This window comes from Micromonospora sp. WMMD754, from assembly GCF_049315235.1.
Taxonomy (GTDB): Bacteria; Actinomycetota; Actinomycetes; order Mycobacteriales; family Micromonosporaceae; genus Micromonospora; species Micromonospora sediminicola.
Genome location: NZ_CP186058.1, coordinates 5,396,469 through 5,419,828, shown reverse-complemented (window position 1 = coordinate 5,419,828; position 23,360 = coordinate 5,396,469). Strand labels below are relative to the sequence as shown.

Below are 23,360 nucleotides of genomic sequence, written 5' to 3'. Positions count from 1 at the left end.
GGGCTCGACTCGCGGGGGTCGGCCGCCTGCCCTAATGTGCAGGAGGTGAGCCGTTCTCGACGGGGAGGGGGTGCCCGGGTGGGTCTGAAGACGTTCATCCAGGGGTGGCCGGTCTACCGGCAACTCACCGGCACCGACCCGCTCGGTCGCGGCGCCGCCGCCCAGTCGGCCCGCTCCGCCGACCTGACCGCCCGCACCGAGACCGCCGACGGCATGGCCCGCTCGGTCTGCCCCTACTGCGCGGTTGGCTGCGGCCAGCGGGTCTTCCACAAAGACGGGCAGGTCACCCAGATCGAGGGCGACCCGGACAGCCCGATCTCCCGCGGCCGGCTCTGCCCGAAGGGCGCGGCCAGCAAGAGCCTGGTGACCAGCCCGCTGCGCCAGACCACGGTCCGCTACCGCCGGCCGTACGCGACCGACTGGGAGGACCTGGACCTCGACGTCGCGCTCGACATGATCGCCGGCCGGATCCTCGCCGCCCGGGCGGAGACCTGGGAGGACGTGGACGACGAGGGCCGACCGCTCAACCGGACGCTCGGCATCTCCAGCCTCGGCGGCGCGACGCTGGACAACGAGGAGAACTACCTCATCAAGAAGCTGTTCACGGCGATGGGGGCGCTCCAGATCGAGAACCAGGCCCGCATTTGACACTCCGCCACCGTCCCCGGTCTGGGGACCAGCTTCGGTCGCGGCGGCGCGACGGACTTCCAGCAGGACCTCGCCAACGCTGACGTCATCGTCATCCAGGGCTCCAACATGGCCGAGGCCCACCCGGTGGGCTTCCAGTGGGTGATGGAGGCGAAGAAGCGCGGCGCGAAGGTCTTCCACGTCGACCCGCGGTTCACCCGCACCAGCGCGCTCGCCGACACGTATCTGCCGATCCGGGCCGGCACGGACATCGCGCTGCTCGGCGGCGTGGTGCGCTACATCCTGGACAACGAGCTGGACTTCCGGGAGTACGTGCTGGCCTACACCAACGCGGCCACCATCGTCAGCGAGCAGTTCGCCGACACCGAGGACCTGGACGGCCTCTTCTCCGGCTACAACCCGGAGACCGGCTCGTACGACCACGCCAGCTGGCAGTACGAGGGCCAGGAGGGCAACACCAAGGTCCGGGGCACCGGCAAGGAGCGCGACTCGGCCTCCGGGCTGGAGCACGAGTCGCACGGCGAGCCGGTGCCGGCGCAGACCCAGCGGGACGAGACGTTGCGGCATCCGCGCTGCGTCTACCAGATCCTCAAGCGGCACTTCGCCCGCTACACCCCGGACATGGTGGCCCGTGTCTGCGGCATCCCGGAGGAGAAGTTCCTGGAGCTGGCCCGCGCCTGGACGGAGAACTCCGGCCGGGAGCGCACCGGCGCGCTGGTCTACTCCGTCGGGTGGACGCAGCACAGCGTCGGGGTGCAGTACATCCGGACCGGGTCGATCATCCAGACGCTGCTGGGCAACATGGGCCGGCCGGGCGGCGGCATCCTGGCGCTGCGCGGGCACGCCAGCATCCAGGGCTCCACCGACATCCCGACGCTGTTCAACCTGCTGCCCGGCTACCTGCCGATGCCGCACCACGCCGACCACCCGACCTTCGACGAGTGGGTGGACAGCATCCGTCACCCCGGGCAGAAGGGCTTCTGGGGCAACTCGCGCGCGTTCGCGGCGAGCCTGCTCAAGGCCTACTGGGGTGACGCGGCGACGCCGGAGAACGACTTCTGCTACGGCTACCTGCCCCGGATGACCGGCGACCACGGGACGTACCAGCAGGTCCTCAACATGATCGACGGCGGCATCAAGGGCTACTTCCTGCTCGGCCAGAACCCGGCCGTCGGCTCGGCGCACGGCCGCGCCCAGCGGCTGGGCATGGCGAACCTCGACTGGCTGGTCGTGCGCGACCTGTTCCTGATCGAGAGCGCCACGTTCTGGAAGAACAGCCCGGAGATCGCCACCGGGGAGATCGTGCCGCAGGAGTGCCGCACCGAGGTCTTCTTCCTGCCGGCGGCCTCGCACGTGGAGAAGGAGGGCACGTTCACCCAGACGCAGCGGATGCTGCAGTGGCGGGAGAAGGCGGTCGAGCCGCCGGGCGACGCCCGCTCCGAGTTGTGGTTCTTCTACCACCTGGGCCGGAAGCTGCGGGAGAAGCTGGCCGAGTCCACCGAGCCGCGCGACCGGGCGCTGCTGGACCTGGCGTGGGACTACCCGACGCAGGGCCCGCACGCCGAGCCCAGCGCCGAGGCGGTGCTCAAGGAGATCAACGGCTACGAGGTGGCCACCGGCCGTCCGCTGAACGCGTTCGGCGAGGCCAAGGCCGACGGCTCCACCGCCATCGGTTGCTGGATCTACTCCGGCGTCTACGCCGACGGGGTCAACCAGGCGGCCCGCCGCAAGTCCCGGCACGAGCAGGACTGGGTGGCCGCCGAGTGGGGCTGGGCCTGGCCGGCGAACCGGCGCACGCTCTACAACCGCGCCTCCGCCGACCCGGAGGGCCGGCCGTGGAGCGAACGCAAGAAGTACGTCTGGTGGGACCCGGACGCGGGCGAGTGGACCGGCTACGACGTGCCGGACTTCGAGAAGACGAAGCCGCCGTCGTACCGTCCACCGGCCGACGCCTCCGGGCCGGAGGCGCTCGCCGGTGACGACCCGTTCGTCATGCAGGGCGACGGCAAGGCCTGGCTGTACGCGCCGAGCGGCGTGCTCGACGGCCCGCTGCCGACGCACTACGAGCCGGCCGAGTCACCGATGCGCAACCCGCTCTACGGGCAGCAGGCGAACCCGACCCGGAAGATCTACGAGCACCCGGTGAACCGGATCAACCCGAGCCCGCCGGAGCCGCACAGTGGGGTCTTCCCGTACGTGTTCACGGTCAGCCGGCTCACCGAGCACCACACCGCCGGCGGGATGAGCCGGACCGTGCCGCGCCTGGCCGAGCTGCAACCGGAGATGTTCGTCGAGGTGTCCCCGGAACTGGCCGCCGAGGTCGGCCTGGCGCACCTGGGCTGGGCGCACCTGGTCAGCGGGCGGGCGGTGATCGAGGCGCGGGTGCTGGTCACCGACCGGCTCACCCCGCTGCGGGTGGACGGCCGGATCATCCACCAGGTCTGGCTGCCCTACCACTTCGGCAGCGAGGGCCTGGTCACCGGCGACTCGGCCAACGACCTGTTCGGCATCACCCTGGACCCGAACGTGCTCATCCAGGAGAGCAAGATCGGCACCTGTGACGTCCGGCCGGGCCGGCGTCCCACCGGGCCGGCGCTGCTCGACCTGGTCGGCGACTACCAGCGGCGGGCCGGCATGACCCCGGACCGGAAGGTGCCGATCGTGACCACCGACGTGCTGGGTGGGGAGAACGCGGCCGGCAGCACCGACGAGCAGACCCCCGAGGCCGCGGCGCGCGACGGAGAAGACGATGCCTGACGCCAACAGCCTGTACGGCCCGCTCGACCCGGCCCCCGACGCGGGCTGGACGCAGGCGCCGCCCCGGATGGGGTTCTTCACCGACACCAGCGTCTGCATCGGCTGCAAGGCGTGCGAGGTCGCCTGCAAGGAGTGGAACGGCGTCCCGGACTCGGGCTTCGACCTGCTCGGCATGTCGTACGACAACACCGGCGCGCTGACCGCGAACTCCTGGCGGCACGTCGCGTTCGTCGAGCAGCCCCGGCCGGCGGGGCACCGCACCGCGCCGTTCGCCGGCGACCCGACCGGTCCGGCGACCAGCCCGGCGTCGGCGTCGGTCGGGGCCGCCACCGCGCCCGACACCGGCACCAACCCGGGTCTGCCGGTGGGGCGTCCCGAGGCGGCGGCGCGGATGGCGGCCGGCCCGGAGTTCCTGGGCATGCCCGGCGCGCAGCCACCCGGGCGGGGCAGTGGCGCGGAGAGCCGCACCGACTTCCGCTGGCTGATGATGTCCGACGTGTGCAAGCACTGCACGCACGCGGCCTGCCTGGACGTGTGCCCGACCGGCTCGCTGTTCCGCACCGAGTTCGGCACCGTGGTGGTGCAGGAGGACATCTGCAACGGCTGCGGCTACTGCATCCCCGCCTGCCCGTACGGCGTCATCGACCAGCGCAAGGACGACGGCCGGGCGTGGAAGTGCACGCTCTGCTACGACCGTCTCGGCGCCGGGATGACCCCGGCCTGCGCGCAGGCGTGCCCCACCGAGTCGATCCAGTACGGCCCGCTGGACGAGCTGCGCGAGCGGGCCGCCGACCGGGTCGCCGCGCTGCACGAGCGGGGGGTCCCGGAGGCGCGCCTCTACGGTCACGACCCGACCGACGGGGTGGGCGGCGACGGCGCGTTCTTCCTGCTGCTCGACGAGCCCGAGGTGTACGGGCTGCCGCCCGACCCGGTGGTCACCACCCGGGACCTGCCGAAGATGTGGAAGCGGGCCGGGCTGGCCGCGCTGGCCATGGCGGCGGCGACCGTCGCCGCGTTCGTCGGAGGATCGTCGTGAGCCCGGACCGCCCGGTGGGTGCCCTGTTTCGTCGCTTCCGGGAGCGGCTGGCCGCCGAGCCGGGCAGCGCAGCCGGAGGGGACGGGGCCGTCGACCCGGGTGACGCCGCCGCGGAGCAGGGCCCGGGCGGCCGCGACAACGGCAGCCGGGCCACCGGCACCGGCCCGGGCGGGGGCCACACCGACGCCGGCGCCCGCGAGGCCGGGCTGGCGCCGCACCCGCCCCGCGACGCCGCGCCGACGACCCGTCGCCGCCGTGGCGGCAAGGGCGGCGGCGAACAGCTCACCGTCCCGCCGGCAAAGTTCACGTCCTACTACGGCCGGCCGATCCTGAAGCCGCCGGTGTGGCGGTGGGACATCGCCGCGTACCTGTTCACCGGCGGGCTCGCCGCCGGGTCCTCGCTGCTGGCCGCCGGCGGGCAGCTCACCGGGCGTCCGGCGCTGCGCCGCGCGGGCCGGGTCACCTCGCTCGCCGCGGTGAGCGCCAGCGCCTACTTCCTCGTCAACGACCTGGGCCGCCCCAGTCGGTTCCACCACATGCTGCGGGTGGCGAAGCTGACCTCGCCGATGTCGGTGGGCACCTGGATCCTCACCGCGTTCGGGCCGGCCGCCGGGCTGGCCGCGGTCGCCGAGGCCGCACCCCGGCTGCCGCGCCACGGCGTGCCCGGGCTGGGCCGCCGGCTGCTGCCCCCGGTCGGCGACGCCGCCGGGCTGGTCGCCGCCGTCACCGCGCCGGCGCTGGCCACGTACACCGGGGTGCTGCTGGCCGACACGGCGGTGCCGTCGTGGCACGAGGCGTACCCGGAACTGCCGGCCATCTTCGCCGGCAGCGCGCTGGCCAGCGGCGCCGGCGTGGGGCTGCTGGCCGCGCCCTGCGCGCAGGCCGGCCCGGCCCGGCGCCTCGCGGTGGCCGGCGCGGCGCTGGAGCTGTGGGGCTCGCACCGGGTGGAGAACCGGCTCGGACTGCTCAGCGAGCCCTACACCGAGGGCACGCCGGGCGCGTTGCTGCGGGCCGGCCGGTCGCTGACCGCGGCCGGGGTGGTCGGCGCGCTGGTCGGCCGCCGCAGCCGGCTGCTGTCCGCGATCTCCGGCGGCGCGCTGCTCGCCGCGTCCGTCTGCACCCGTTTCGGGATCTTCCACGGCGGCGTCGCCTCGGCCCGGGATCCGAAGTACACGGTCGTGCCGCAACGCGAACGCGCCGACCGGCGGGCCTGACACCTCGCCGGGCAGTTGGTCCGCCCCTGTGGTTGACTGCTGCGTGGAGGCGTTCAGGCGGCTGGTGCCCCTCCCGGTCTTCAAAACCGGTGTGGTCCGGGACCCGGGCCAGGCGGGTTCGATTCCCGTCCGTCTCCGCCACACCGTCCGGGGGAGCGCCGATGCGTGAGGTCGACCCGCGGCGGCGGGTGCCGCGCACCGACGCGCTGCTCGCCGACCCGGCGCTGGCGGCCGCCGCCGGCACGCTCGGCCGGGACCGGGTCAAGGCCGCGATCGTGGCGGCCCAGCACCGCGCCCGCCAGGGCGAGATCACCCCCGAGGCGGTACGCGACGCGGCGCTGGCCGCCCTGCCGGCCCGCACGCCGCGCGCGGTGCTCAACGCCACCGGCGTCGTGCTGCACACCAACCTGGGCCGCGCTCCCCTCGCGCCGGCCGCCGTGCGGGCGCTGGTCGCCGCCGCCGGGCACACCGACGTGGAACTCGACCTCGGCACCGGCCGGCGGGCCCGGCGCGGCCGGGAGGCGCTGGCCGCGCTCGCCGCCGCGGTGCCCGACGCGCCCGCCGTGCACGTGGTCAACAACGGCGCCGCCGCGCTGGTGCTGGCCGCCACCGCGCTCGCCGCCGGCCGGGAGATCGTGGTCAGCCGCGGCGAGCTGGTCGAGATCGGCGACGGCTTCCGCCTGCCCGACCTGCTGGCCAGCACCGGTGCCCGGCTGCGCGAGGTGGGCACCACCAACCGCACCACCCGCGCCGACTACGCCGCCGCGGTCGGCCCGGACACCGGCTTCGTGCTCAAGGTGCACCCGTCGAACTTCGTGGTCACCGGCTTCACCTCGGCGGTGCCGGTGGCCGACCTGGCCACGCTCGGCGTGCCGGTGGTCGCGGACATCGGCTCGGGGCTGCTCGCCCCGGACCCGCTGCTGCCCGACGAGCCGGACGCCGCCACCACGCTGCGCGCCGGCGCCCACCTGGTCACCGCCAGCGGCGACAAGCTGCTCGGCGGGCCGCAGGCCGGCCTGCTGCTCGGCGCGACCGACCTGGTGGAGCGGCTGCGCCGGCATCCCCTCGCGCGGGCGCTGCGGGTGGACAAGCTCACCCTCGCCGCGCTCGCCGCCACGCTGCACGCGCCGACCACTCCGACCCGGGAGGCGCTGCACGCCGATGCCGGCCGGCTGCGCGCCCGGGTGGAGCGGTTGCGCGACCGGCTCGGCGAGGACGGCTGCAAGGCCGAGGTGACGCCGGTCGCCGCGGTCGTCGGCGGGGGCGGCGCGCCCGGCGTCGACCTCGACTCGTGGGCGCTGAGCCTGCCCGAGCGGTACGCGGCGCCGCTGCGCGCCGGCGACCCGGCGGTCCTCGGCCGGGTGCTGCACGGGCGGCTGCTGCTCGACCTGCGCGCCGTGCCGGAGGCCGACGACGACCGCGTCCGCGCGGCGATCCTGTCCGTGGAGGGCTGAGCGGGTGTGGGTCGTGGCCACCGCCGGGCACGTCGACCACGGCAAGTCCACCCTGGTCCGGGCGTTGACCGGGATGGAACCGGACCGGTGGGCGGAGGAACGCCGCCGGGGCATGACCATCGACCTCGGCTTCGCCTGGACCACGCTGCCCTCCGGCGGCACCCTGGCGTTCGTCGACGTGCCCGGGCACGAGCGGTTCGTGCCGAACATGCTGGCCGGTGTCGGCCCGGTCCCGGCCGCGATGATCGTCGTAGGCGCCGACGAGGGCTGGATGCCGCAGTCGGCCGAACACCTGGCCGCGCTGGACGCGCTCGGGGTCGCGTACGGGCTGTTGGTGGTGACCCGCGCCGACCTGGCCGACCCGGGTCCGGCCCTGGCCCGCGCCGGCGCGGAGGTCGCCGCGACCTCGCTGGGCGAGGTGGAGGCGGTGGCGGCGTCCGCGGTGACCGGCGCCGGCCTGCCCGAGCTGCGGGCCGCGCTCGACCGCCTGGTCGCCCGGCTGCCCGAGCCGGCCCGCGACGCCCCGGTCCGGCTCTGGGTGGACCGGTCGTTCACGGTGCGCGGCAGCGGCACGGTGGTCACCGGCACCCTCGGCGGCGGCCGGCTGCGGGTCGGCGACGAACTCGAACTGGCCGGCACCGGCGAGCCGGTGCGGGTACGCGGCCTGCACTCGCTGGGCGCCGCCCGGCCGCACGTCGACGCGGTGGCCCGGGTGGCGGTCAACCTGCGCGGCCTGCCCCGCGAGCGGGTGGGTCGCGGCGACGCCCTGCTCAGCCCCGGCCGGTTCGGCCGCACCGACCTGCTCGACGTGCGCCTGGCCGGGGATCCGGCCGCCGACCTGCCGGCGACGCTCACCCTGCACGTCGGCTCGGCGGCGGTGCCCGCCCGGGTCCGGCCGCTCGGTCCGGACACCGTACGGCTGCGCCTGTCCCGGCCGCTGCCCCTGCTGATCGGCGACCGCGCCCTGCTGCGCGACCCGGGCCGGCACCACGTGGCCGGCGGGGTGACCGTGCTGGACGTGGACCCGCCGCCGCTGCGCCGCCGGGGCGCGGCGGTCGCCCGGGCGGCCGTGCTGGCCGGGCTGGACGGGCGACCCGACCCGGCCGGGGAACTGCGCCGGCGGCGGCTGGTCCGGGCCGGGCAGCTGACCCGGATGGGCGTGCCGCCGAACGCGGTCCCGGTGGCCGGGGACTGGCTGGCCGACCCCGACCACTGGCGCGACCTCGGCCGGCGGCTCGCCGAGGAGGTCACCCGGCACGCCGAGGAGCACCCGCTGGCGGCGGGCGTACCGGTCGACGTGCTGCGCCACCGCCTCGGCCTGCCCGACCGGACGCTGGTGACGGCGCTGCTGCGCCCACCGCTGCGGCTCCGCGACGGCCTGGTCACCGCCGCGCCCGCCGACACGCTGCCGGAACCGGTCGCCCGGGCCGTCGCCCGGGTCCGCGCCGAGTACGGCGACCGCCCGTTCCAGGCGCCCGAGGCGCACCGGTTGGCCGACCTCGGCCTGGGTCCCCGGGAGATCGGCGCGGCCGTGCGGGCGGGCGCGTTGCTCCGGCTCGCCGAGAACGTCGTGCTGCTGCCCGGCGCCCCGGACGACGCGGTGCGGGTCCTCGCCGGCCTGCCGCAGCCGTTCACGCTCAGTGCCGCCCGGCAGGCGCTGGACACCACCCGTCGGGTGGCGGTGCCGCTGCTGGAGCTGCTGGACCGGCGCGGGGCGACCCGCCGACTGCCCGACGACGCGCGTCAGGTGGTCCGCCCGCCGGGTTGACCGGTGGCGTCCGGGTGACAGGGTGACGGCATGATCGACGCCCCTCGTCCCCGCCCGGCCGACGGTGCCCGGCTGCGCCACCGCGTGCTGCCGCTGGCCGTGCTGGGCTGCTGGCTGGTCTGGGCGGCGCTGGCCTGGTGGACCGCGCCGCGCTCGGTCGACGCGGTCGACCTGGAGCGCGACCTGGCGGCGGGCCGGGTGGTGACGCTCGCCCGGGCCGACGGCTGGGACGACAGCGGTCCCTGGGGCCGCCCACCCGAGCCCCGGTTCGCGCAGAGCGGGTCGACGGTCGTCTGGGCCCGACCCGACGGGCAGTTCCGGTACGCGTACGTGCCCGCGCCGGTCCCGCGGGGCGGACCCGTCGAGGACGCCGCCGACCCCGGCCCGGTGACCGAACCCGGCCCGGGCCAGGAGGCCGACCCGCTCGCCGACCCCCGGGCGCGCGCCGCCGTCGCCCGGAGTGAAGACAGCCTGGCCGACACGCTCGCGGACGCGGCGGGGCTGCTGGCGTTGACCATCGGCGTCGGCTGGCTGCTCATGCTGGTCGCCGGCCCACCGCCGGTGGCCGGTACGCGCTGGTACTGGTTCTGGATCGGGCTGCTGCCGTACGCGCTCGGCGTGCTGGCCTGGGCCTGGCGCGAGCGGTGGCGGGCGGAGGCGCCACTCACCGGCACGCGTGGCTCCGGCTGGCGCGGGTTCGGTGGGCTGATCGTCGGCGGGATCGTGGTGTCGCTGGCGGTGGCGGTGCTCGGCCTCCTGCTCGGCGGGTACGTCGTGCCGGGCGGCTGAGCCAACCCGCACCGACGGCCCGCCCCGGTCACCTACCGTGACGCCATGGACCCTTCCGCGGTCTGGCGGGACAAGAACCACCGGTGGCGGATCGAGGCGTACCGGGCGCCGGACCTGCGGTTCGCCGTCTTCGCCACGAACGGCACCACCGAGTCGGCGCCGCTGTGGCTGTTCGGGATGGCCGCGCTGGCCCGCTGGCTGATGACCCATGCCATCTCCCTCGACGACCTGGAGACGGACTGATGGCCGGGCAGGTCGCGCTGGTGCTGGTCCTGGTGCTGGTCAACGCCGCCCTGTCCGGCAGCGAGATGGCGCTGGTGACGTTGCGCGAGGGACAGCTGCGCCGGCTGGGCCGCGCGGGGCGCTCCGGGGCCCGGTTGAGCCGGCTGGTCCGGGAGCCGAACCGCTACCTGGCCACCATCCAGCTCGGCATCACACTGGCCGGGTTCCTCGCCTCGGCCGCCGCGGCGGTGTCGCTGGCCGAGCCGCTCGTCGGTCCGCTGGGCTTCCTGGGCCGGGCCGCCCGCCCGGTCGCGGTGCTGCTCGTGACCGTGCTGTTGACGTTCCTCACGCTGGTGGTGGGGGAGTTGGCGCCGAAGCGGCTGGCGATGCAGTCGGCGGAGCGGTGGGCGCTGCTCAGCGCCGGCCCGCTGGACCTGCTGGCCCGGTTGTCCCGGCCGGCGGTGTGGCTGCTCGGCCGCGCCACCGACCTGCTGGTCCGGGTCGCCGGCGGGGATCCGCGGGCGAGCCGGCAGGAGGTGACCGAGGAGGAGCTGCGGGAGCTGCTGGTCAGCCAGCGCGGACTCTCCGCGCAGCAGCGGGAGATCCTCGCCGGCGCGTTCGACATCGCCGGTCGCACGTTGCGGGAGGTGCTGGTCGCCCGCCGGGACGTGATGACGCTGCCGGCCGACCTGCCGGCCGGTGCGGCGATGCGCCGGCTGGCCGCCGCCGGCCGGTCCCGGGCGCCGGTCACCGGCCCGGGCGGGCTCGACGACGTGCGGGGCGTGGTGCACATCCGCGACCTGGTGGACGCCGGGGCGACCGCCGTCGACGGGTGCGTCCGCCCGCCGGTGCTGCTGCCCGGCACGCTGCCGGTCGCCGACGCCATGCGGCAGCTGCGCCAGCGCCACGAGCAGATGGCCCTGGTGATCGACGAGTACGGCGGCGTCGACGGTCTGGTCACCATGGAGGACCTGCTCGAGGAGGTGGTCGGCGAGCTGTACGACGAGACCGACCGGGACGTCCGTCGGGCCGTGCGGGAGCCCGACGGCGCGTTGGTGCTGCCCGGCGACTTCCCGCTGCACGACCTGCCCGACGCCGGGGTGCGGCTGACCTTCCCGCTGACCCGCGAGTACACCACCGTGGCCGGGTTGGTGCTGGCCGGCCTGGGCCGGTTGCCCGACGGGCCGGGGGAGCGGGTCCGCCTGCCCGGTCTCACCGTCGAGGTGGTCGAGGTGGCCGGCCGGGCGATCCACCGGGTCCGGCTACGCGGTTCCGCCGTCGGCTGCCCGCCCGACTGACCCGGACGGGGGACACCCGCCCGAACCGTGCCCGCGCGGCGGCCGCCGGCCGTACCGTCCGGGACGTGAAGGACCGAGGACTGCGGACGTTCGTCACCGTGCTCGCCGGGCTGGCGGTGATCTACTTCGGGGCCACCGGCCACCGGGAGAGCGGCGGGGAGGGCAGCGGCGTCTCCGGCGGCGTGGTGCTGCTCGCCCTGCTCGCCTCGTTGCTGGCCTGGAACCTCACCAAGCCCGGCCCGGCCAAGTAGCCCGCCGGCTCAGCGGGCCGCCGCGGCGGTGCGGCTCACCTCGCCCGCCGACTCCTCGCCGAGCGCCACCCGCACCAGCGCCGACGCCAGCCGGCCGAAGTCGGCCTCACCCACCAGCCCGACCAGGCTGCCCGGGTTCGCCGGCAGGCCCAGTCGCCGCGCGCCGGCCAGCGTGCGCCGGTCGGCGTACGGGCGCACGTCGGGCCAGACCGCCTGCGCCTCGCGCAGGAAGATGTCCGCCCCGGTCGGGCCGATGCCGGGGAACTCGACGAGCAGGCGGCGCAGCGCGGCCCGGTCCGCCCCGGCCTCCCGGTGCAGCCGGCGCAGGTCGCCGTGCCACCGGTCCAGGCAGAGCCGGGCGCCGGTGCCGAGCATGGTGGCGGTCCGCTCGTCGTAGCGCCGGTAGTGGCCCCGGCCCAGCGCGTCGACCCGGTCCTGCCAGGTCGCCGCCTCCATGGCCTGCGGGGTGCGCCAGCCGGCGGCGAACAGCTCCCGGGCCGCCGCCACCGCCACGCTCGCCCGGATCCGGGTGCTCAACAGCGTGGTGAGCACCAGCAGCTGGTAGAGCGGACCGGGCCGGTCGGCGAGCGTGATCCCGGCCTCCTCCGCGTACGTGCGGGACTGCCGGTCCAGCAGGGCCCGCGCCACGTTCCGATCGTCCGCCATTCGTTCCGGTTACCCGCCCGGGCACGGCCCAGACCCTCAGGCGGCGCCGGAATGCGCCGGTCGGCGGCGGGTACCCGGGTCAGGTGCGCGGTCCACGCCGTGCGCCCCACCGGGAAGGAGAGACCCGTGGTCAAGCCGCAGCAGGAGGAACTGCGCCGGAACGACCTCGGCGCCACCAGCCAGGACAGCCGCAAGGGTGTTGTGGGAGCGGCCGGACACCCGCGTCACAAGGGCACGTCCAACGCGGACGTGGGCCGGCCGGTGCCCAAGGGGCAGGTCTCGCCGTACGGCCCGGCCGGTGAGCCGGTGGCCGAGGACGAGAGCGACCGCTAACCGCGCCGCGACGACGGCCGCAGCCTCCGCCAGGTGGCTGCGGCCGTCAGTCCGTACGCCAGGTGGGGCACCAGGTCGGAGGCCCAGTCGATCCGCCGCCAGGTGCGCGGGTCGGTCACCCCGAGCAACGTCATCGAGCCGTCGGAGGTGGCCATCACGCCGCCGCCGAGCAGCACCACGGCCAGGGGCAGGGGCACCCGACGCCGGGCCGCGAACGCGCCGAACACCGCGCCGGCGGCGATGCCGGTGACATAGCCGAGGACCGGCCCCAGGCCGGCCCGACGGTTCGCCGCCTCCTCGGCCGGCCCGAGGTCGACGTGCGCCACGTCGGCCAGCTTCCCGGCGGTGGTCTCCGGGGTGGTGCTGGCCGGGCGGGCCCGCGTCGCCATGTCCAGGTAACTGACCAGGTTGAGCACGGCACTGCCGACGGCGCCCGCGATGGCGCCGTCGACCAGGGGTGCCGCCCTCACTTCGGGTCGCCCGGCTCGCGTTCGCCCTTGGGCCCGTAGGTGCGTTCGCCCCGCACGACACCGCGTTGACCCCGGTCGTCCTGCAGGATCCGGTTGGCCACCTGGTTCGCCTCCTTGTCGGCGGCGCGTCCGGACTGTTCGACGAGGTCGCGCAGCCGTGCCCGCTGCTTGTCGTACGCGTTGCTGCCCGGCCGTGGTCCTGGCATGGTCGCCTCCTGCGGTCGCTGTGGCTGTCGGCACCGTCTACCCGCCCGGGGCGGGGCCAACCGTTGCGCCCGCGGCGCTCAGTCGGGCGCGCGGACCACCGCGACCGGGCAGGCGGAGCGGTGCAGCATGGCCTGGCTGACCGACCCCAGCAGCAGCCCGCTCAGCTCGCCGCGTCCCTGCCGGCCCAGCACGAGCAGTTGGGCGTCGCGGGAGGCGGTGGTGAGCGCCGCGACCGGGCGGGCGTGGACCGCCTCCCGGGTCACCGGCACGTCCGGCCAGCGCTCCTCGACGCCGGCGAGCGACTCGGCCAGCACCCGGTCCTCCTCGCCGTGCAGCTGACCCTCGTCGTACACCAGCGGTTGCATGTCCCCGGGGCCCTGCGACCTCGGATGGGTGTACGCGTGCACCGCGTGCAGCCGCGCGCCCCGCGACGAGGCGGTCTCCGCGGCGAACTCGACGGCCGGTCGGGACAGCTCCGAGCCGTCCACCCCGACCACCACCGGACCGCCGTCGTGTGCCGTCCCGCGCGCGATCAGCACCGGGCAGTCGGCGTACGAGGCGACCTGCACGGCGACCGAGCCGACCACCAGCGCGGCGAAACCGCCGAGTCCGCGGTCGCCGAGCACCACCATGGCCGCGGTGGGGGACTCGCCGAGCAGCACGGCGGCGGCCTCCCCGTCGATGATCTCGCCGGTGATCCGCAGCCCCGGGCACTCCGCCTCGGCCTCCCGCACCGCCTCGGCGACCAGCTGTTCGGCCTGGTTGCGCAGGCCGGCGCCGGGTGGGCTCTGCGCGGGCGCCGACACCGGTACGCGCAGCAGCGGCCAGATGAATCCGTGCACCACCCGCAGCGGACGGTTGCGGCGGGCCGCCTCGCGGGCCGCCAGGCGCACCGCCCGGGAGGCCGGTTCCGAGCCGTCCACCCCGACCACCACGGCCGCGCCGTTCGCGGAGTTCACAGCGGTACCTCCTCGTCGCCGGCCGTCCCGGCCAGTATCGCGGCCGGCGGGACCCGCCGGAGCGATACCGCCGGAGCCGACCGGTCGGTACGCTGGCCACCAGCGCCCAGGGGAGGGAGCCTCGTCGATGGCCCAGCCGGAGCGACCGAGCACCGCCCGCATGATCGACCACTGGCTCGGCGGCCGGCACCACCGTCCGGTGGACGTGGCCGCCGCCGCGGCCTTCGAGGCGGCGTACGGGCCCTGTGCGGCGATCTTCCGGTCGTTGCGGGACTTCCTCGGCCGCGCCGTGCGGGCTGTCGCCGCCGACGGGGTGGACGGCTTCCTGGTCTTCGGCGCCGGCGTGCCGACCTGCGGCAACGTGCACGAGGTCGCGCCGGACGCCACGGTCCTCTACACCGACGTGGACCCGGAGACGGTCCGGCTCGGTCAGCGCCTGCTGGCCGGCAGCGACCGCGCCGGTTACGGGTACGGTGACGCCGCCGACATCGGCACGGTCGACCCGGCCCAGCTGCACCGGTTCGTACCGGGGTGGGGGAGGCGGCCGGTGGGGGTGGTCTTCCTCGGGCTGGTCGCGTTCCTGGACGACGACACGCTGGCCCGTACGCTCGACGAGCTGTACGCGGCGGCCGCGCCGGGCAGTTGGCTGGCGATCGACTTCGACAGCGAGGAGCTGGCCGGGCACCCGGAGGCGCTGGCGATGATGGGGCCGGAGTTCCGGATGCGGGCGCCGGAGGAGTTCGCGCCGCTGCTGGGCCGGTGGCGACCGAGCGCCGACGGCATCGTGCCGGTGGCCCGGTGGCGGCCGGTGGGGGAGCCGGAGCCGGTGCCCGACGCGTTCTACGGCGCGCTGGCCTCGCGGTCGGCCGACTGAGCCAGGTGGGGGCGGGGCGTTGTCGGTGGCCCTCCGTATGATGTTTGCCTTGTAGCAATAGTCGTCATCGGAGGATGAGCATGCCGGAGGCGTCCGGATCGGTGTCGCGTGCCCTGCGCACGGCGCCGCCCGACCAGGTGGCGGAGACCGCGGACGCGGTGCTCCGCCAGACGCTCGGCGCCACGCGGACGGAGGTGTTCGTCGCCGACTACCGCGCCAGCGGCCTCTGGCCGGTGCGGGAACCGGACCGGCCCGACGGCGTCCGACTCCGCTCCGACGGCGTGGCACAGCGGTGTTTCAGCAGCCAGCAGCCCGTGCTCGACATCGTCGACGACGGCCGCTGCCGGGCCTACCTGCCGCTGTCGGTGTGGGGGGAACGACTCGGTGTGCTGATGGTGGAGCTGCCCGCCGCGCCGGACGCGGCGACCGTCGAGGAGGCCCGCGACGCCGCCGGCGAGGTGGCGATGGCCATGCGCGCGGCCGACCGGGAGACCGACCGCTACCGCCGGGCCCGCCGCCGGGAACGGTTGAGCATGGCCGCGGAGATGCAGTGGGACCTGCTGCCCGGGCGCAGCGTCCGGCACGGCGACGTGCTGCTCGCCGGGCAGCTCGAGCCGGCCTACACCGTCGGCGGGGACCACTTCGACTGGTCGGTCGACGGCGACCGGCTCACCGTCACGGTGCTCAACGGCACCGGCAGCGGACTGGCCGCGTCGATGCTGACCGCGATGACCGTGAACGCCATGCGCAACGCGCGCCGGTCCGGGGGCAGCCTGGTCGAGCAGGCGGAGCTGGCCTCGGACACCATCTTCTACCAGCACCGGGGCAACCGGCACGTGGCCACGCTGCTGCTCGAGCTGGACGACCGCCGGGGTGTGGTGCGGGCGGTGGACGCCGGCTCCCCGCACGTGCTGCGGCTGCGCGGCGGCCGGGTCACCCGCGTCACCCTGGACCAGCAGCTGCCGCTGGGCATGTTCGCCGAGACCCGCTACGACGTGCAGGAGTTCCCGCTGGAGCCGGGGGACCGGCTGTTCGTGGTCAGCGACGGCGTGTACGCGGCCGAGCCGGGTGATCAGGAGCCGTACGGTGTGCGGGCGATGGCGCGGTCGATGCGGTCCACTCGGTTGCAGCCGGCGACCGAGGCAGTTGGTACGGTGATGCGCGAACTGCACGCGTACCATGCCGACGCGGATCTTCGCGACGACGCGGTCGTCGTCTGCCTGGACTGGCACGGTTCCGACCGGTCGGGCGACAGCGCCGGGCAGTGAGCGGAGCGGCGGAGCGAACACGAGCGGGACGATCCCAGGGGACAACGGGTGGAGCGACCTCCGAATCTTGCCGCAGCCGTCGAGGCGGCTGCCGAGGCGCTCATCGGTGTGCTCGACTCCGCCACCTCGCGCCACAACGTCAGCGTCTCGCCCACCCAGCTGCGGGTGCTGTCGCTGATCGTGTCGCACCCCGGCACCAACGTGAACCGGCTGGCCGAGCTGCTGGACGTGGTGCCCTCGTCGGCGAGCCGGCTCTGCGACCGCCTCGAGGCGGTCGGGCTGCTGCGCCGGGTGGCCGACCCGCGGGACCGGCGCGAGGTGCGGCTGGTTCCCACCGCGGCGGCCGAGACCCTGCTGCGCGAGCTGCAGGAGCGGCGGCACCGGGCCGTCCAGGCGGTGCTCGACCGGATGCCCAACCGGGTGCAGCACGAGCTGCTGCTGGCGCTCCTGGCGTTCGGGCAGGCGGCCACGACGACGACGGTGCCCCAGACGGGGCCCGACGCCACCGCCCGCACGGCCTGATCTCCTCCCGCGTCCCGCAGGTGCCACCTCCCGCGCCGGTTGCCAGCTAGTGTCCTAGGATGCCTTAGCGGTTGTGACGCTGCCCACCGTGACAACGCTGAGCAGCGACGCAGCGCGGCGGCCGAAGCGGACCGGGCGGCCCGATATAGTGGCAGCGCAACTGGCCGGCCCATGATCGAAGCGATGGTGGGCCGCATCGGGGAGGTCCCAGCCCGGGATCGCAGAGGGCGCCGGCGTCAGACCGGCCGGCAACGCGCACGTCCCTCCGGCGGCCGCACGTTCGGCTGCCGGACCGTGCTGCGGAGGGAGGGTTCGGTGTCGCGTCGGCCGGCTCCAGCGGAGCACCCGGAGGATGCGGCGACGGTCGCGGGGGACCGCGTCCTCACGTTGCCCAACCTGATCAGCTTCGTCCGGCTCCTGGGTGTGCCGCTGTTCCTGTACCTGTTCCTGGTGGTCCGGGCCGACGTGGTCGCCATCGTGGTGCTGGCCGTGGGCGGCACCAGCGACTGGGTCGACGGCTGGATCGCGCGCCGACTGCGCCAGGTGAGCCGGTTGGGCGAGCTGCTGGACCCGTTGGCCGACCGGCTCTACATCCTGGCCACGCTGCTCGCGTTCACCGCCCGCGAGGTGGTGCCCTGGCAGTTCACCGCGGCGCTGCTGGCCCGCGAGCTGCTGCTGCTCGGCTCCCTGGGGGTGCTGCGCCGCTACGGCTACGGCCCGCCGCCGGTGCACTACGTCGGCAAGACCGCCACGTTCCTGCTGCTGGCGGCGTTCCCGCTCCTGCTGTTGGCGGACGCGGCGCCGAGTGTGGCCACGGCGGCCGGCGCGATCGGCTGGGGGCTGGCGTGGTGGGGCCTGGTCCTCTACTGGGTGGCCGGCGCGATGTACGTGGTGCAGGCTCGCCGGCTGGTCCGGGGGATGCGGGCGCGGCGTACGGGAGCGGCGGCGTGACGGCGCCGTCGCCGCGTGACGGCGAGCGCGACCCGTCCGCCCGGGTGTACGCGCCGGACTTCCTGACCGAGCTGTTCCGCAATCCGCTCGATCCGGGTTACGGGGACGCGGCGGCGCGGCGGGCGGTGGGTCCGGTGTCGCGGGTGCGTGCGGTGCTGGGTCGTCCGGTGAGCCTGGTGGTCCTGCTGGTGATCGGGTTCCTGTTCGCGGTGGCGTACCGGGAGACGATGGCCGAGGAGCCGAGCCGGGCGACGGCGCGGGCCGGGCTGATCGCCGAGATCAAGCAGCGGGAGGCGGAGACCGACCGGTTGACCGAGCGGGCGGAGCGGTTGCGCGAGGAGGTCGGCCGGCAGCGGGACGCGGCGTTGAGCGGGTCGCAGGCGTCCCGGTTGCGCAACCTGGAGGCCGGTACGGGCGTGGGACGGGTGCGCGGGGACGGTGTGGTCGTGCGGTTGACGGACGCGCCGCGGGACAAGGACGCGGTGACGGGCGAGGAGGCGGGTCCGTCGCAGGTGTTGTACTCGGATCTGCAGAAGGTGGCGAACGCGTTGTGGGCGGCGGGCGCGGAGGCGGTGGCGGTCAACGGGCAGCGGTTGACGGCGACGACGACGATCCGGCAGGCGGGCGAGGCGATCCTGGTGGACTACCGGCCGGTGACGAGTCCGTACGAGGTGCAGGCGATCGGGCCGGGGTCGATGCGGGACCGCTTCGACGACAGCCGGGCGGCGGAGTTGATGCGGTACCTGGCGCGGACGGCGGGGTTGTCGTTCGCGGTGAAGGAGGTCGACGACCTCACCCTGCCGGCGGCTCCTGAGCCACAGCTACGCTACGCCGAGCCTCCGGCGAGTCCGAGCCCTCGTCCGTCGGGTTCCGGTGTCGCCGGTTCGTCCAGTCCCGGGCCGTCCGGCTCGGGTTCTCCCAGCCCTTCCGGAGGTGGCCGATGATCGCGGTGCTGGCGTTGCTCGCCGGTGTGGTGCTCGGGGTGTATCTGGACCCCACGGTGCCGGCGGCGTTGCAGCCGTATCTGCCGATTGCGGTGGTGGCCGCGTTGGACGCGGTGTTCGGTGGGGTGCGGGCGAAGCTGGACCGGATCTTCGACGACAAGCAGTTCGTGGTGTCGTTCATCTCGAACGTGCTGGTGGCTGGTCTGATCGTGTACCTGGGTGACCAGTTGGGCGTGGGTGGTCAGTTGTCCACGGGTGTGGTGGTCGTGTTGGGCGTGCGCATCTTCGGAAACGTCGCGGCGATCCGCCGGCACCTGTTCCGGGCGTAGGTTGGTGGCGATGAGCGAGGAGCACAGGGAGACGGGTACGGGGTGGCCGCAGCCGGCGGGGCCGGGGCGGCCGTCGGGTCCGGCGGGTGAGCCGGATCCGCGTCCGGACGCGCCGGATCCGGACGAGTTGAGCCCGTTGGCGCCGGAGGCTGAGCCGGCGGCGCCGGTGGAGCGGGAGGACGTGCCGGCGCCGGCTGAGGAGCCGGGCGCGGTCGTGTCGCCCCGGCCCGAGCCGGAGCCTGAGCCGGAGGTGGAGCCGGGGGAGCCGGGCCCGGAGCGGGTTTCGGTGTCGCGGCGGTTGACGTCGGCGGGCGCGATGATCGCGGTGTTGCTGGCGTTGTTGGGTTTCACGTTGGTGGTGCAGCTGAAGACGACGTCGACGGATCCGACGCTCGCGGCGACGCGGGAGGAGGACCTGGTCCGGATCTCGTCGGATCTGGATTCGCGGGAGCGGCGTCTGCGGCAGGACATCGAGGCGTTGGAGGACAGCCAGCGGCAGTTGCGTTCGGGTGAGCAGGGTCGGCAGGCGGCGTTGGAGGAGGCGACGCGGCGGGCGGACGAGCTGGGCATCCTGGCGGGGACGCTGCCGGCGGTGGGGCCGGGCCTGGAGGTGGAGTTCCGCGGGCCGGAGAAGGCGACGTCGTCGACGCGGATCCTGGACGCGGTGCAGGAGTTGCGGGGTGCGGGCGCGGAGGCGATGCAGATCCAGGGTGCGGACGGCACCGCGGTGCGGATCATCGCGTCGACGTATTTCGTGGACGGCTCGGGTGGTGGCCTGGTGGTGGACGGGCGGCGGTTGAGTGCTCCGTACACGATCCTGGTGATCGGTGATCCGGCGACGATGCGTACGGCCTTGAACATTCCGGGCGGGGTGGTCTCATCGGTGCGGGACGCCGGCGGTAACGTGACGTCCGAGGATCGTGAGGTTGTGGAGGTTTCGCAGCTGCACGCGCCGATCAAGCTGGACCACGCCCGGCCGGTTTCCTGACCGGCCGCGGCCGCGCCGGTTTCTCCGGTGCACCGATGACGAAGGACGCAGTTGGTGATTCCTGAGGATCTGCGGTACACCGCCGAGCACGAGTGGGTGGTCGGTGGTGACGGTGGTGTCGTCCGCGTCGGTATCACGCACTTCGCGCAGGACGCCCTGGGTGACATCGTGTTCGTGCAGCTGCCGGACGCCGGGGCGGTGGTGGCGGCGGGTGAGTCGCTGGGCGAGATCGAGTCGACGAAGAGCGTGTCGGAGATCTACGCGCCGTTGAGCGGTACGGTGGCGGCGCGCAACGAGGCGTTGGCCGACACCCCTGAGGTGATCAACACGGATCCGTACGGTGCGGGGTGGTTGGTGGAGATCACTCCGGATGATCCGGCGGCGGTCGAGGGTCTGTTGACCGCTGACGCGTACCGCGAGCTCACCGAGAGCTGAGTTCGTGTCGTTCCGGGCGGTGGGCTTGGTTCCGCGCGTCCGGTTGCCCTGCATTTCGGCGCTGGCTAGGCTCGCCCAGTCGACCGAGAACCAATAGTTTGAGCGTTGCGGAGTGCGCCTTCCCGGGCACGGGGAGCCAGCCGCCGGGTGTGGGTTTGCCCGGCGGCCAGACCCGCCATTCCCCGACGCCGACCGAACAGATCCGTGAGGTGGTCCCATGACGCGCCCAGACGACGAGTTCCCCCCGCTCGACGTCACTTCGACGCTCAATCTCGGTTCGCTCGACGAAGTGCTGGAGGGCCCGGACACCGATGTGGTGCCGAGCCGCATGTCCGGCTCGTTGCCGCCGGGTATGGCGTTGCTGGTGGTTCGCCGGGGCCCGAACGCGGGTGCCCGGTTCCTGTTGGACCACGACGTGACGACGAGTGGGCGGCACCCGGACAGTGACATCTTCCTCGACGACGTGACGGTGTCGCGGCGGCACGCGGAGTTCCACCGCGACGGTGGGACGTTCACGGTGCGGGACGTGGGGAGCCTGAACGGCACCTACGTGAACCGGGAGCGGGTCGAGGCCGCGACGTTGAGCAACGGTGACGAGGTGCAGATCGGCAAGTTCCGGGTGGTGTTCATCGCCGGTCCGCGCCCGGAGGAGGAGGCCGGCCGGGGGTGAACGAGCCTGCGGCTTCGACGCCGTCCGGGGCGGCGCGGGCGCCAGCGCTGATGAGTATCGGCGAGGTGCTGGCGCAGTTGCGGGCGGAGTTTCCGGACGTCACGATCTCGAAGTTGCGGTTCCTGGAGGCCGAGGGCCTGGTGGAGCCGCAGCGCACGCCGGCGGGTTATCGGAAGTACGGCTGGGACGACGTGGCTCGGCTGCGGTTCGTGTTGACGGCGCAGCGGGATCAGTATCTGCCGTTGCGGGTGATCCGGGAGCAGTTGGCGGAGTGGGACGTCTCGGATGCGCCGGTGGGGCGGTCGCGGCCGAATCTGGTGGCGGTCGGTCCGGGTGGTGAGGTTCCGGGTCGGGAGTCGGTGCAGCCGGTCGGGTCGTCGGAGGTGCGGCTGGGTCGGGCGGAGCTGATCTCCCGCAGTGGGATCGACGAGTCGACGTTGGTCGAGTTGGAGCGGCTCGGTGTGCTGGTGTCGGATCCGCCGGGGTGGTACGACGCGGACGCGTTGATCATCGCGAGTGCGGTGGCGGGGTTGGCGGCGTACGGGTTGGAGCCGCGGCACCTGCGGGCGTACCGGTCGGCGGCGGATCGGGAGGTCGGTCTGTTCGCGCAGTTGGTGGCGCCGTTGGTGCGGCAGAGTGATCCGGCGGCTCGGGCCCGGGCGGCGGAGACGGCGCGGGAGTTGACGGCGTTGTCGCAGCAGTTGCACGCGGCGTTGGTGCGGGTGGGGCTGCGGTCGACGTTGGGCCGGTGAGGTCGGTGGTGGGGGGCCGGGTGCCGTGGGGTGCCCGGCCCTTCGTCGTGGGTGGGCGCGGAAAGATCTGGTGCGGGAAGCGTGTCGTAGGCTTGCCGGGGTAAGCCCGTCCGTCGAGGCGTGGTGCACGTAGCGCGTGGGACTCCCGTGTCCTGGTCCGTGTACCGTGCAGGGAAGGGCGCGGTGCGAAGGTGACGACGACACGGAGGCGGCGGTGCGCGAGCTGAGCGTGGTCGGAGTTCGGGTGGAGTTGCCCAGCAACCAGCCGATCGTCCTGCTGCGGGAGGTCGAGGGGGACCGTTATCTGCCGATCTGGATCGGTGCGGTCGAGGCGACGGCCATCGCCTACGAGCAGCAGGGGGTCAAGCCGGCGCGGCCGTTGACGCACGATCTGCTGCGGGACGTGTTGGCGGCGTTGCAGGCGCCGTTGCGGGCGGTGGAGATCACCGAGTTGAAGGAGAACGTCTTCTACGCGGATCTGCTGCTCGGTGACGGGGTGCGGGTGTCGGCGCGGCCGAGTGACTCCATCGCGTTGGCGTTGCGGGTGGGGGCTCCGATTCGTTGTGCGGAGCAGGTCCTCAGCGAGGCGGGGATCGTGATCCCCGACGAGCAGGAGGACGAGGTGGAGAAGTTCCGCGAGTTCCTGGACCAGGTGCGGCCGGAGGATTTCGCGGGTTGAGTGTGCCGGCCGGGTGGCCGGGGTGCGCGGCGGTGGTGGTCACGGTGGGTGGCGACTGGCCGCCGTGTGTGCTGTCGTGGGCCGGTGGCGCGGCGTGTCGGGTGTCTCCTGCCGGTGTGGGGGCGGGGCCGGCGTTAGGGTTGCCGTGTCGAGGGGTGCGCGTACGGGGAGTCGACGTGGCACCGCACGGGCGCGGGGAGGTTGGTCCGGATGCACGAGCCGCGGGATCCTGGTCCGAGTGCGGAACAGCAGGCCGGTGACGGCGAGGTGGGTTACCGGGGTGTGACCGCGTGTTCGGCGGTGGGCATCAGTTACCGGCAGTTGGACTACTGGGCCCGCACGGCGCTGGTGGTGCCGAGTGTGCGGGACGCGTCGGGTTCGGGGACGTCCCGGTTGTATTCGTTCCGCGACCTGGTGGTGTTGAAGGTCGTGAAGCGGCTGCTGGACGCCGGGGTGTCGTTGCAGAACATCCGTAAGGCGATCGAGGCGTTGCGGTCGCGTGGCGTGGACGATCTGGCGGGCATCACGTTGATCTCCGACGGGACGACGGTGTACGAGTGCCGGTCGCCGGAGGAGGTGGTCGACCTGTTGCAGGGCGGCCAGGGTGTGTTCGGGATCGCGATCGGTGGCGCGTTCAAGGAGATCCAGGGTTCGTTGTCGCACCTGCCGGCGGAGCCGGTGGGCGTCCCGGAGCAGGACGACGCCGCGGTGGTGGAGCCGGAGGCGGATTCGGTGGGGGACGAGTTGGCGGCGCGGCGGGCGCGGCGTCGCGCCGGGTGATCCGTCGGCGTCTCGTGCACGGGATCGCGTCGTGGCCTTGCGGCCCGGCGCGATTTCTCGTTCGGTGACGGGGTGTGTGGGCGGCGGCGAGGTAGG

Annotated in this window: 26 protein-coding genes and 1 tRNA gene; 23 read left to right on the top strand and 4 right to left on the bottom strand. The window is 74.4% G+C overall.

Annotation, left to right across the window (positions count from 1 at the left end; genetic code table 11):
* Positions 1 to 78: 78 nt before the first annotated feature.
* The 10 genes from fdh (at position 79) to ACN27B_RS25380 (ending at position 11,437) form a co-directional block, all read left to right on the top strand.
* Complete coding sequence (fdh, locus tag ACN27B_RS25425) at positions 79 to 3,405, top strand: formate dehydrogenase (RefSeq protein ID WP_422741721.1); 3,327 nt, start codon at positions 79 to 81, stop codon at positions 3,403 to 3,405.
* On the top strand, positions 3,398 to 4,441 hold the full coding sequence (locus tag ACN27B_RS25420; RefSeq protein WP_357630253.1) for a 4Fe-4S dicluster domain-containing protein: 1,044 nt from the start codon (positions 3,398 to 3,400) through the stop codon (positions 4,439 to 4,441). The genes fdh and ACN27B_RS25420 overlap by 8 nt, the downstream gene beginning before the upstream one ends.
* Positions 4,438 to 5,655 (top strand): NrfD/PsrC family molybdoenzyme membrane anchor subunit, encoded by a 1,218-nt coding sequence (nrfD, locus tag ACN27B_RS25415; RefSeq protein ID WP_422741720.1) that lies wholly within the window; start codon positions 4,438 to 4,440, stop codon positions 5,653 to 5,655. The genes ACN27B_RS25420 and nrfD overlap by 4 nt, the downstream gene beginning before the upstream one ends.
* A 45-nt stretch (positions 5,656 to 5,700) precedes the next feature.
* A tRNA-Sec gene (locus ACN27B_RS25410) sits at positions 5,701 to 5,796 on the top strand.
* A 20-nt stretch (positions 5,797 to 5,816) separates the two neighbouring features.
* Positions 5,817 to 7,109 carry an L-seryl-tRNA(Sec) selenium transferase gene (gene selA, locus ACN27B_RS25405; protein ID WP_422741719.1) on the top strand — a complete coding sequence of 431 codons (1,293 nt, stop codon included), beginning with the start codon at positions 5,817 to 5,819 and terminating at the stop codon, positions 7,107 to 7,109.
* Positions 7,110 to 7,113: 4 nt separating this feature from the next.
* Positions 7,114 to 8,877 (top strand): selenocysteine-specific translation elongation factor, encoded by a 1,764-nt coding sequence (gene selB, locus ACN27B_RS25400; protein ID WP_099160925.1) that lies wholly within the window; start codon positions 7,114 to 7,116, stop codon positions 8,875 to 8,877.
* Between the two features lie 30 nt (positions 8,878 to 8,907).
* Entirely contained in the window at positions 8,908 to 9,666 is a 759-nt protein-coding gene (locus tag ACN27B_RS25395; protein ID WP_099160926.1) for a hypothetical protein, read from the top strand.
* Positions 9,667 to 9,711: 45 nt separating this feature from the next.
* Positions 9,712 to 9,909, top strand: a complete 198-nt coding sequence (locus tag ACN27B_RS25390) for a hypothetical protein (RefSeq protein ID WP_099160927.1) — start codon at positions 9,712 to 9,714, stop codon at positions 9,907 to 9,909.
* Positions 9,909 to 11,186 (top strand): hemolysin family protein, encoded by a 1,278-nt coding sequence (locus tag ACN27B_RS25385; protein ID WP_099160928.1) that lies wholly within the window; start codon positions 9,909 to 9,911, stop codon positions 11,184 to 11,186. Before ACN27B_RS25390 ends, ACN27B_RS25385 begins: the two co-directional genes overlap by 1 nt.
* Before the next feature lie 65 nt (positions 11,187 to 11,251).
* Entirely contained in the window at positions 11,252 to 11,437 is a 186-nt protein-coding gene (locus ACN27B_RS25380; RefSeq protein ID WP_091574391.1) for a hypothetical protein, read from the top strand.
* Between the two features lie 9 nt (positions 11,438 to 11,446).
* On the opposite strand, the gene ACN27B_RS25375 is transcribed toward ACN27B_RS25380, so the two are convergent.
* A complete protein-coding gene (locus tag ACN27B_RS25375) occupies positions 11,447 to 12,103 on the bottom strand; it encodes a hypothetical protein (protein WP_422741718.1) in 657 nt (218 codons plus the stop codon).
* Positions 12,104 to 12,229: 126 nt separating this feature from the next.
* On the opposite strand from ACN27B_RS25375, the gene ACN27B_RS25370 reads away from it, so the two are divergent.
* The gene (locus ACN27B_RS25370) at positions 12,230 to 12,436 is read left to right on the top strand and encodes a hypothetical protein (protein WP_091574393.1); all 207 of its coding nucleotides are present in this window, start codon (positions 12,230 to 12,232) and stop codon (positions 12,434 to 12,436) included.
* Here the strand turns inward: ACN27B_RS25370 and ACN27B_RS25365 are convergent.
* From ACN27B_RS25365 to ACN27B_RS25355, 3 genes are all read right to left on the bottom strand, one after another.
* Complete coding sequence (locus tag ACN27B_RS25365) at positions 12,433 to 12,906, bottom strand: hypothetical protein (protein ID WP_091574394.1); 474 nt, start codon at positions 12,904 to 12,906, stop codon at positions 12,433 to 12,435. The genes ACN27B_RS25370 and ACN27B_RS25365 overlap by 4 nt on opposite strands.
* Entirely contained in the window at positions 12,903 to 13,112 is a 210-nt protein-coding gene (locus tag ACN27B_RS25360; RefSeq protein ID WP_091574395.1) for a phosphatidylethanolamine-binding protein, read from the bottom strand. Before ACN27B_RS25360 ends, ACN27B_RS25365 begins: the two co-directional genes overlap by 4 nt.
* Before the next feature lie 78 nt (positions 13,113 to 13,190).
* Positions 13,191 to 14,072, bottom strand: coding sequence for a universal stress protein (locus tag ACN27B_RS25355; protein ID WP_099160929.1), 882 nt, complete (start codon positions 14,070 to 14,072; stop codon positions 13,191 to 13,193).
* 127 nt (positions 14,073 to 14,199) lie between these two features.
* On the opposite strand from ACN27B_RS25355, the gene ACN27B_RS25350 reads away from it, so the two are divergent.
* The 12 genes from ACN27B_RS25350 (at position 14,200) to ACN27B_RS25295 (ending at position 23,264) form a co-directional block, all read left to right on the top strand.
* Positions 14,200 to 14,946 carry an SAM-dependent methyltransferase gene (locus ACN27B_RS25350; RefSeq protein ID WP_099160930.1) on the top strand — a complete coding sequence of 249 codons (747 nt, stop codon included), beginning with the start codon at positions 14,200 to 14,202 and terminating at the stop codon, positions 14,944 to 14,946.
* 80 nt (positions 14,947 to 15,026) lie between these two features.
* On the top strand, positions 15,027 to 16,214 hold the full coding sequence (locus ACN27B_RS25345; RefSeq protein ID WP_422746068.1) for a PP2C family protein-serine/threonine phosphatase: 1,188 nt from the start codon (positions 15,027 to 15,029) through the stop codon (positions 16,212 to 16,214).
* A gap of 48 nt (positions 16,215 to 16,262) precedes the next feature.
* Positions 16,263 to 16,736 (top strand): MarR family transcriptional regulator, encoded by a 474-nt coding sequence (locus ACN27B_RS25340; RefSeq protein ID WP_099160931.1) that lies wholly within the window; start codon positions 16,263 to 16,265, stop codon positions 16,734 to 16,736.
* A gap of 315 nt (positions 16,737 to 17,051) precedes the next feature.
* A complete protein-coding gene (locus tag ACN27B_RS25335; RefSeq protein WP_099160932.1) occupies positions 17,052 to 17,687 on the top strand; it encodes a CDP-alcohol phosphatidyltransferase family protein in 636 nt (211 codons plus the stop codon).
* Positions 17,684 to 18,631: a DUF881 domain-containing protein gene (locus ACN27B_RS25330; protein WP_091574401.1), complete on the top strand. Its 948-nt coding sequence runs from the start codon at positions 17,684 to 17,686 to the stop codon at positions 18,629 to 18,631. The genes ACN27B_RS25335 and ACN27B_RS25330 overlap by 4 nt, the downstream gene beginning before the upstream one ends.
* On the top strand, positions 18,628 to 18,960 hold the full coding sequence (locus ACN27B_RS25325) for a small basic family protein (RefSeq protein ID WP_007071104.1): 333 nt from the start codon (positions 18,628 to 18,630) through the stop codon (positions 18,958 to 18,960). The genes ACN27B_RS25330 and ACN27B_RS25325 overlap by 4 nt, the downstream gene beginning before the upstream one ends.
* Before the next feature lie 10 nt (positions 18,961 to 18,970).
* A complete protein-coding gene (locus tag ACN27B_RS25320; RefSeq protein ID WP_099164577.1) occupies positions 18,971 to 19,948 on the top strand; it encodes a DUF881 domain-containing protein in 978 nt (325 codons plus the stop codon).
* Positions 19,949 to 20,002: 54 nt separating this feature from the next.
* Positions 20,003 to 20,383: a glycine cleavage system protein GcvH gene (gcvH, locus tag ACN27B_RS25315; RefSeq protein WP_091574402.1), complete on the top strand. Its 381-nt coding sequence runs from the start codon at positions 20,003 to 20,005 to the stop codon at positions 20,381 to 20,383.
* A 217-nt stretch (positions 20,384 to 20,600) separates the two neighbouring features.
* Positions 20,601 to 21,053 (top strand): oxoglutarate dehydrogenase inhibitor Odhl, encoded by a 453-nt coding sequence (gene odhI, locus ACN27B_RS25310; protein ID WP_007071101.1) that lies wholly within the window; start codon positions 20,601 to 20,603, stop codon positions 21,051 to 21,053.
* Positions 21,054 to 21,103: 50 nt separating this feature from the next.
* Positions 21,104 to 21,805: a MerR family transcriptional regulator gene (locus ACN27B_RS25305; protein ID WP_172967978.1), complete on the top strand. Its 702-nt coding sequence runs from the start codon at positions 21,104 to 21,106 to the stop codon at positions 21,803 to 21,805.
* A gap of 214 nt (positions 21,806 to 22,019) precedes the next feature.
* Positions 22,020 to 22,484 carry a bifunctional nuclease family protein gene (locus ACN27B_RS25300; protein ID WP_091577612.1) on the top strand — a complete coding sequence of 155 codons (465 nt, stop codon included), beginning with the start codon at positions 22,020 to 22,022 and terminating at the stop codon, positions 22,482 to 22,484.
* A gap of 210 nt (positions 22,485 to 22,694) precedes the next feature.
* Positions 22,695 to 23,264: a MerR family transcriptional regulator gene (locus ACN27B_RS25295; RefSeq protein ID WP_099160934.1), complete on the top strand. Its 570-nt coding sequence runs from the start codon at positions 22,695 to 22,697 to the stop codon at positions 23,262 to 23,264.
* Positions 23,265 to 23,360: the final 96 nt, after the last annotated feature.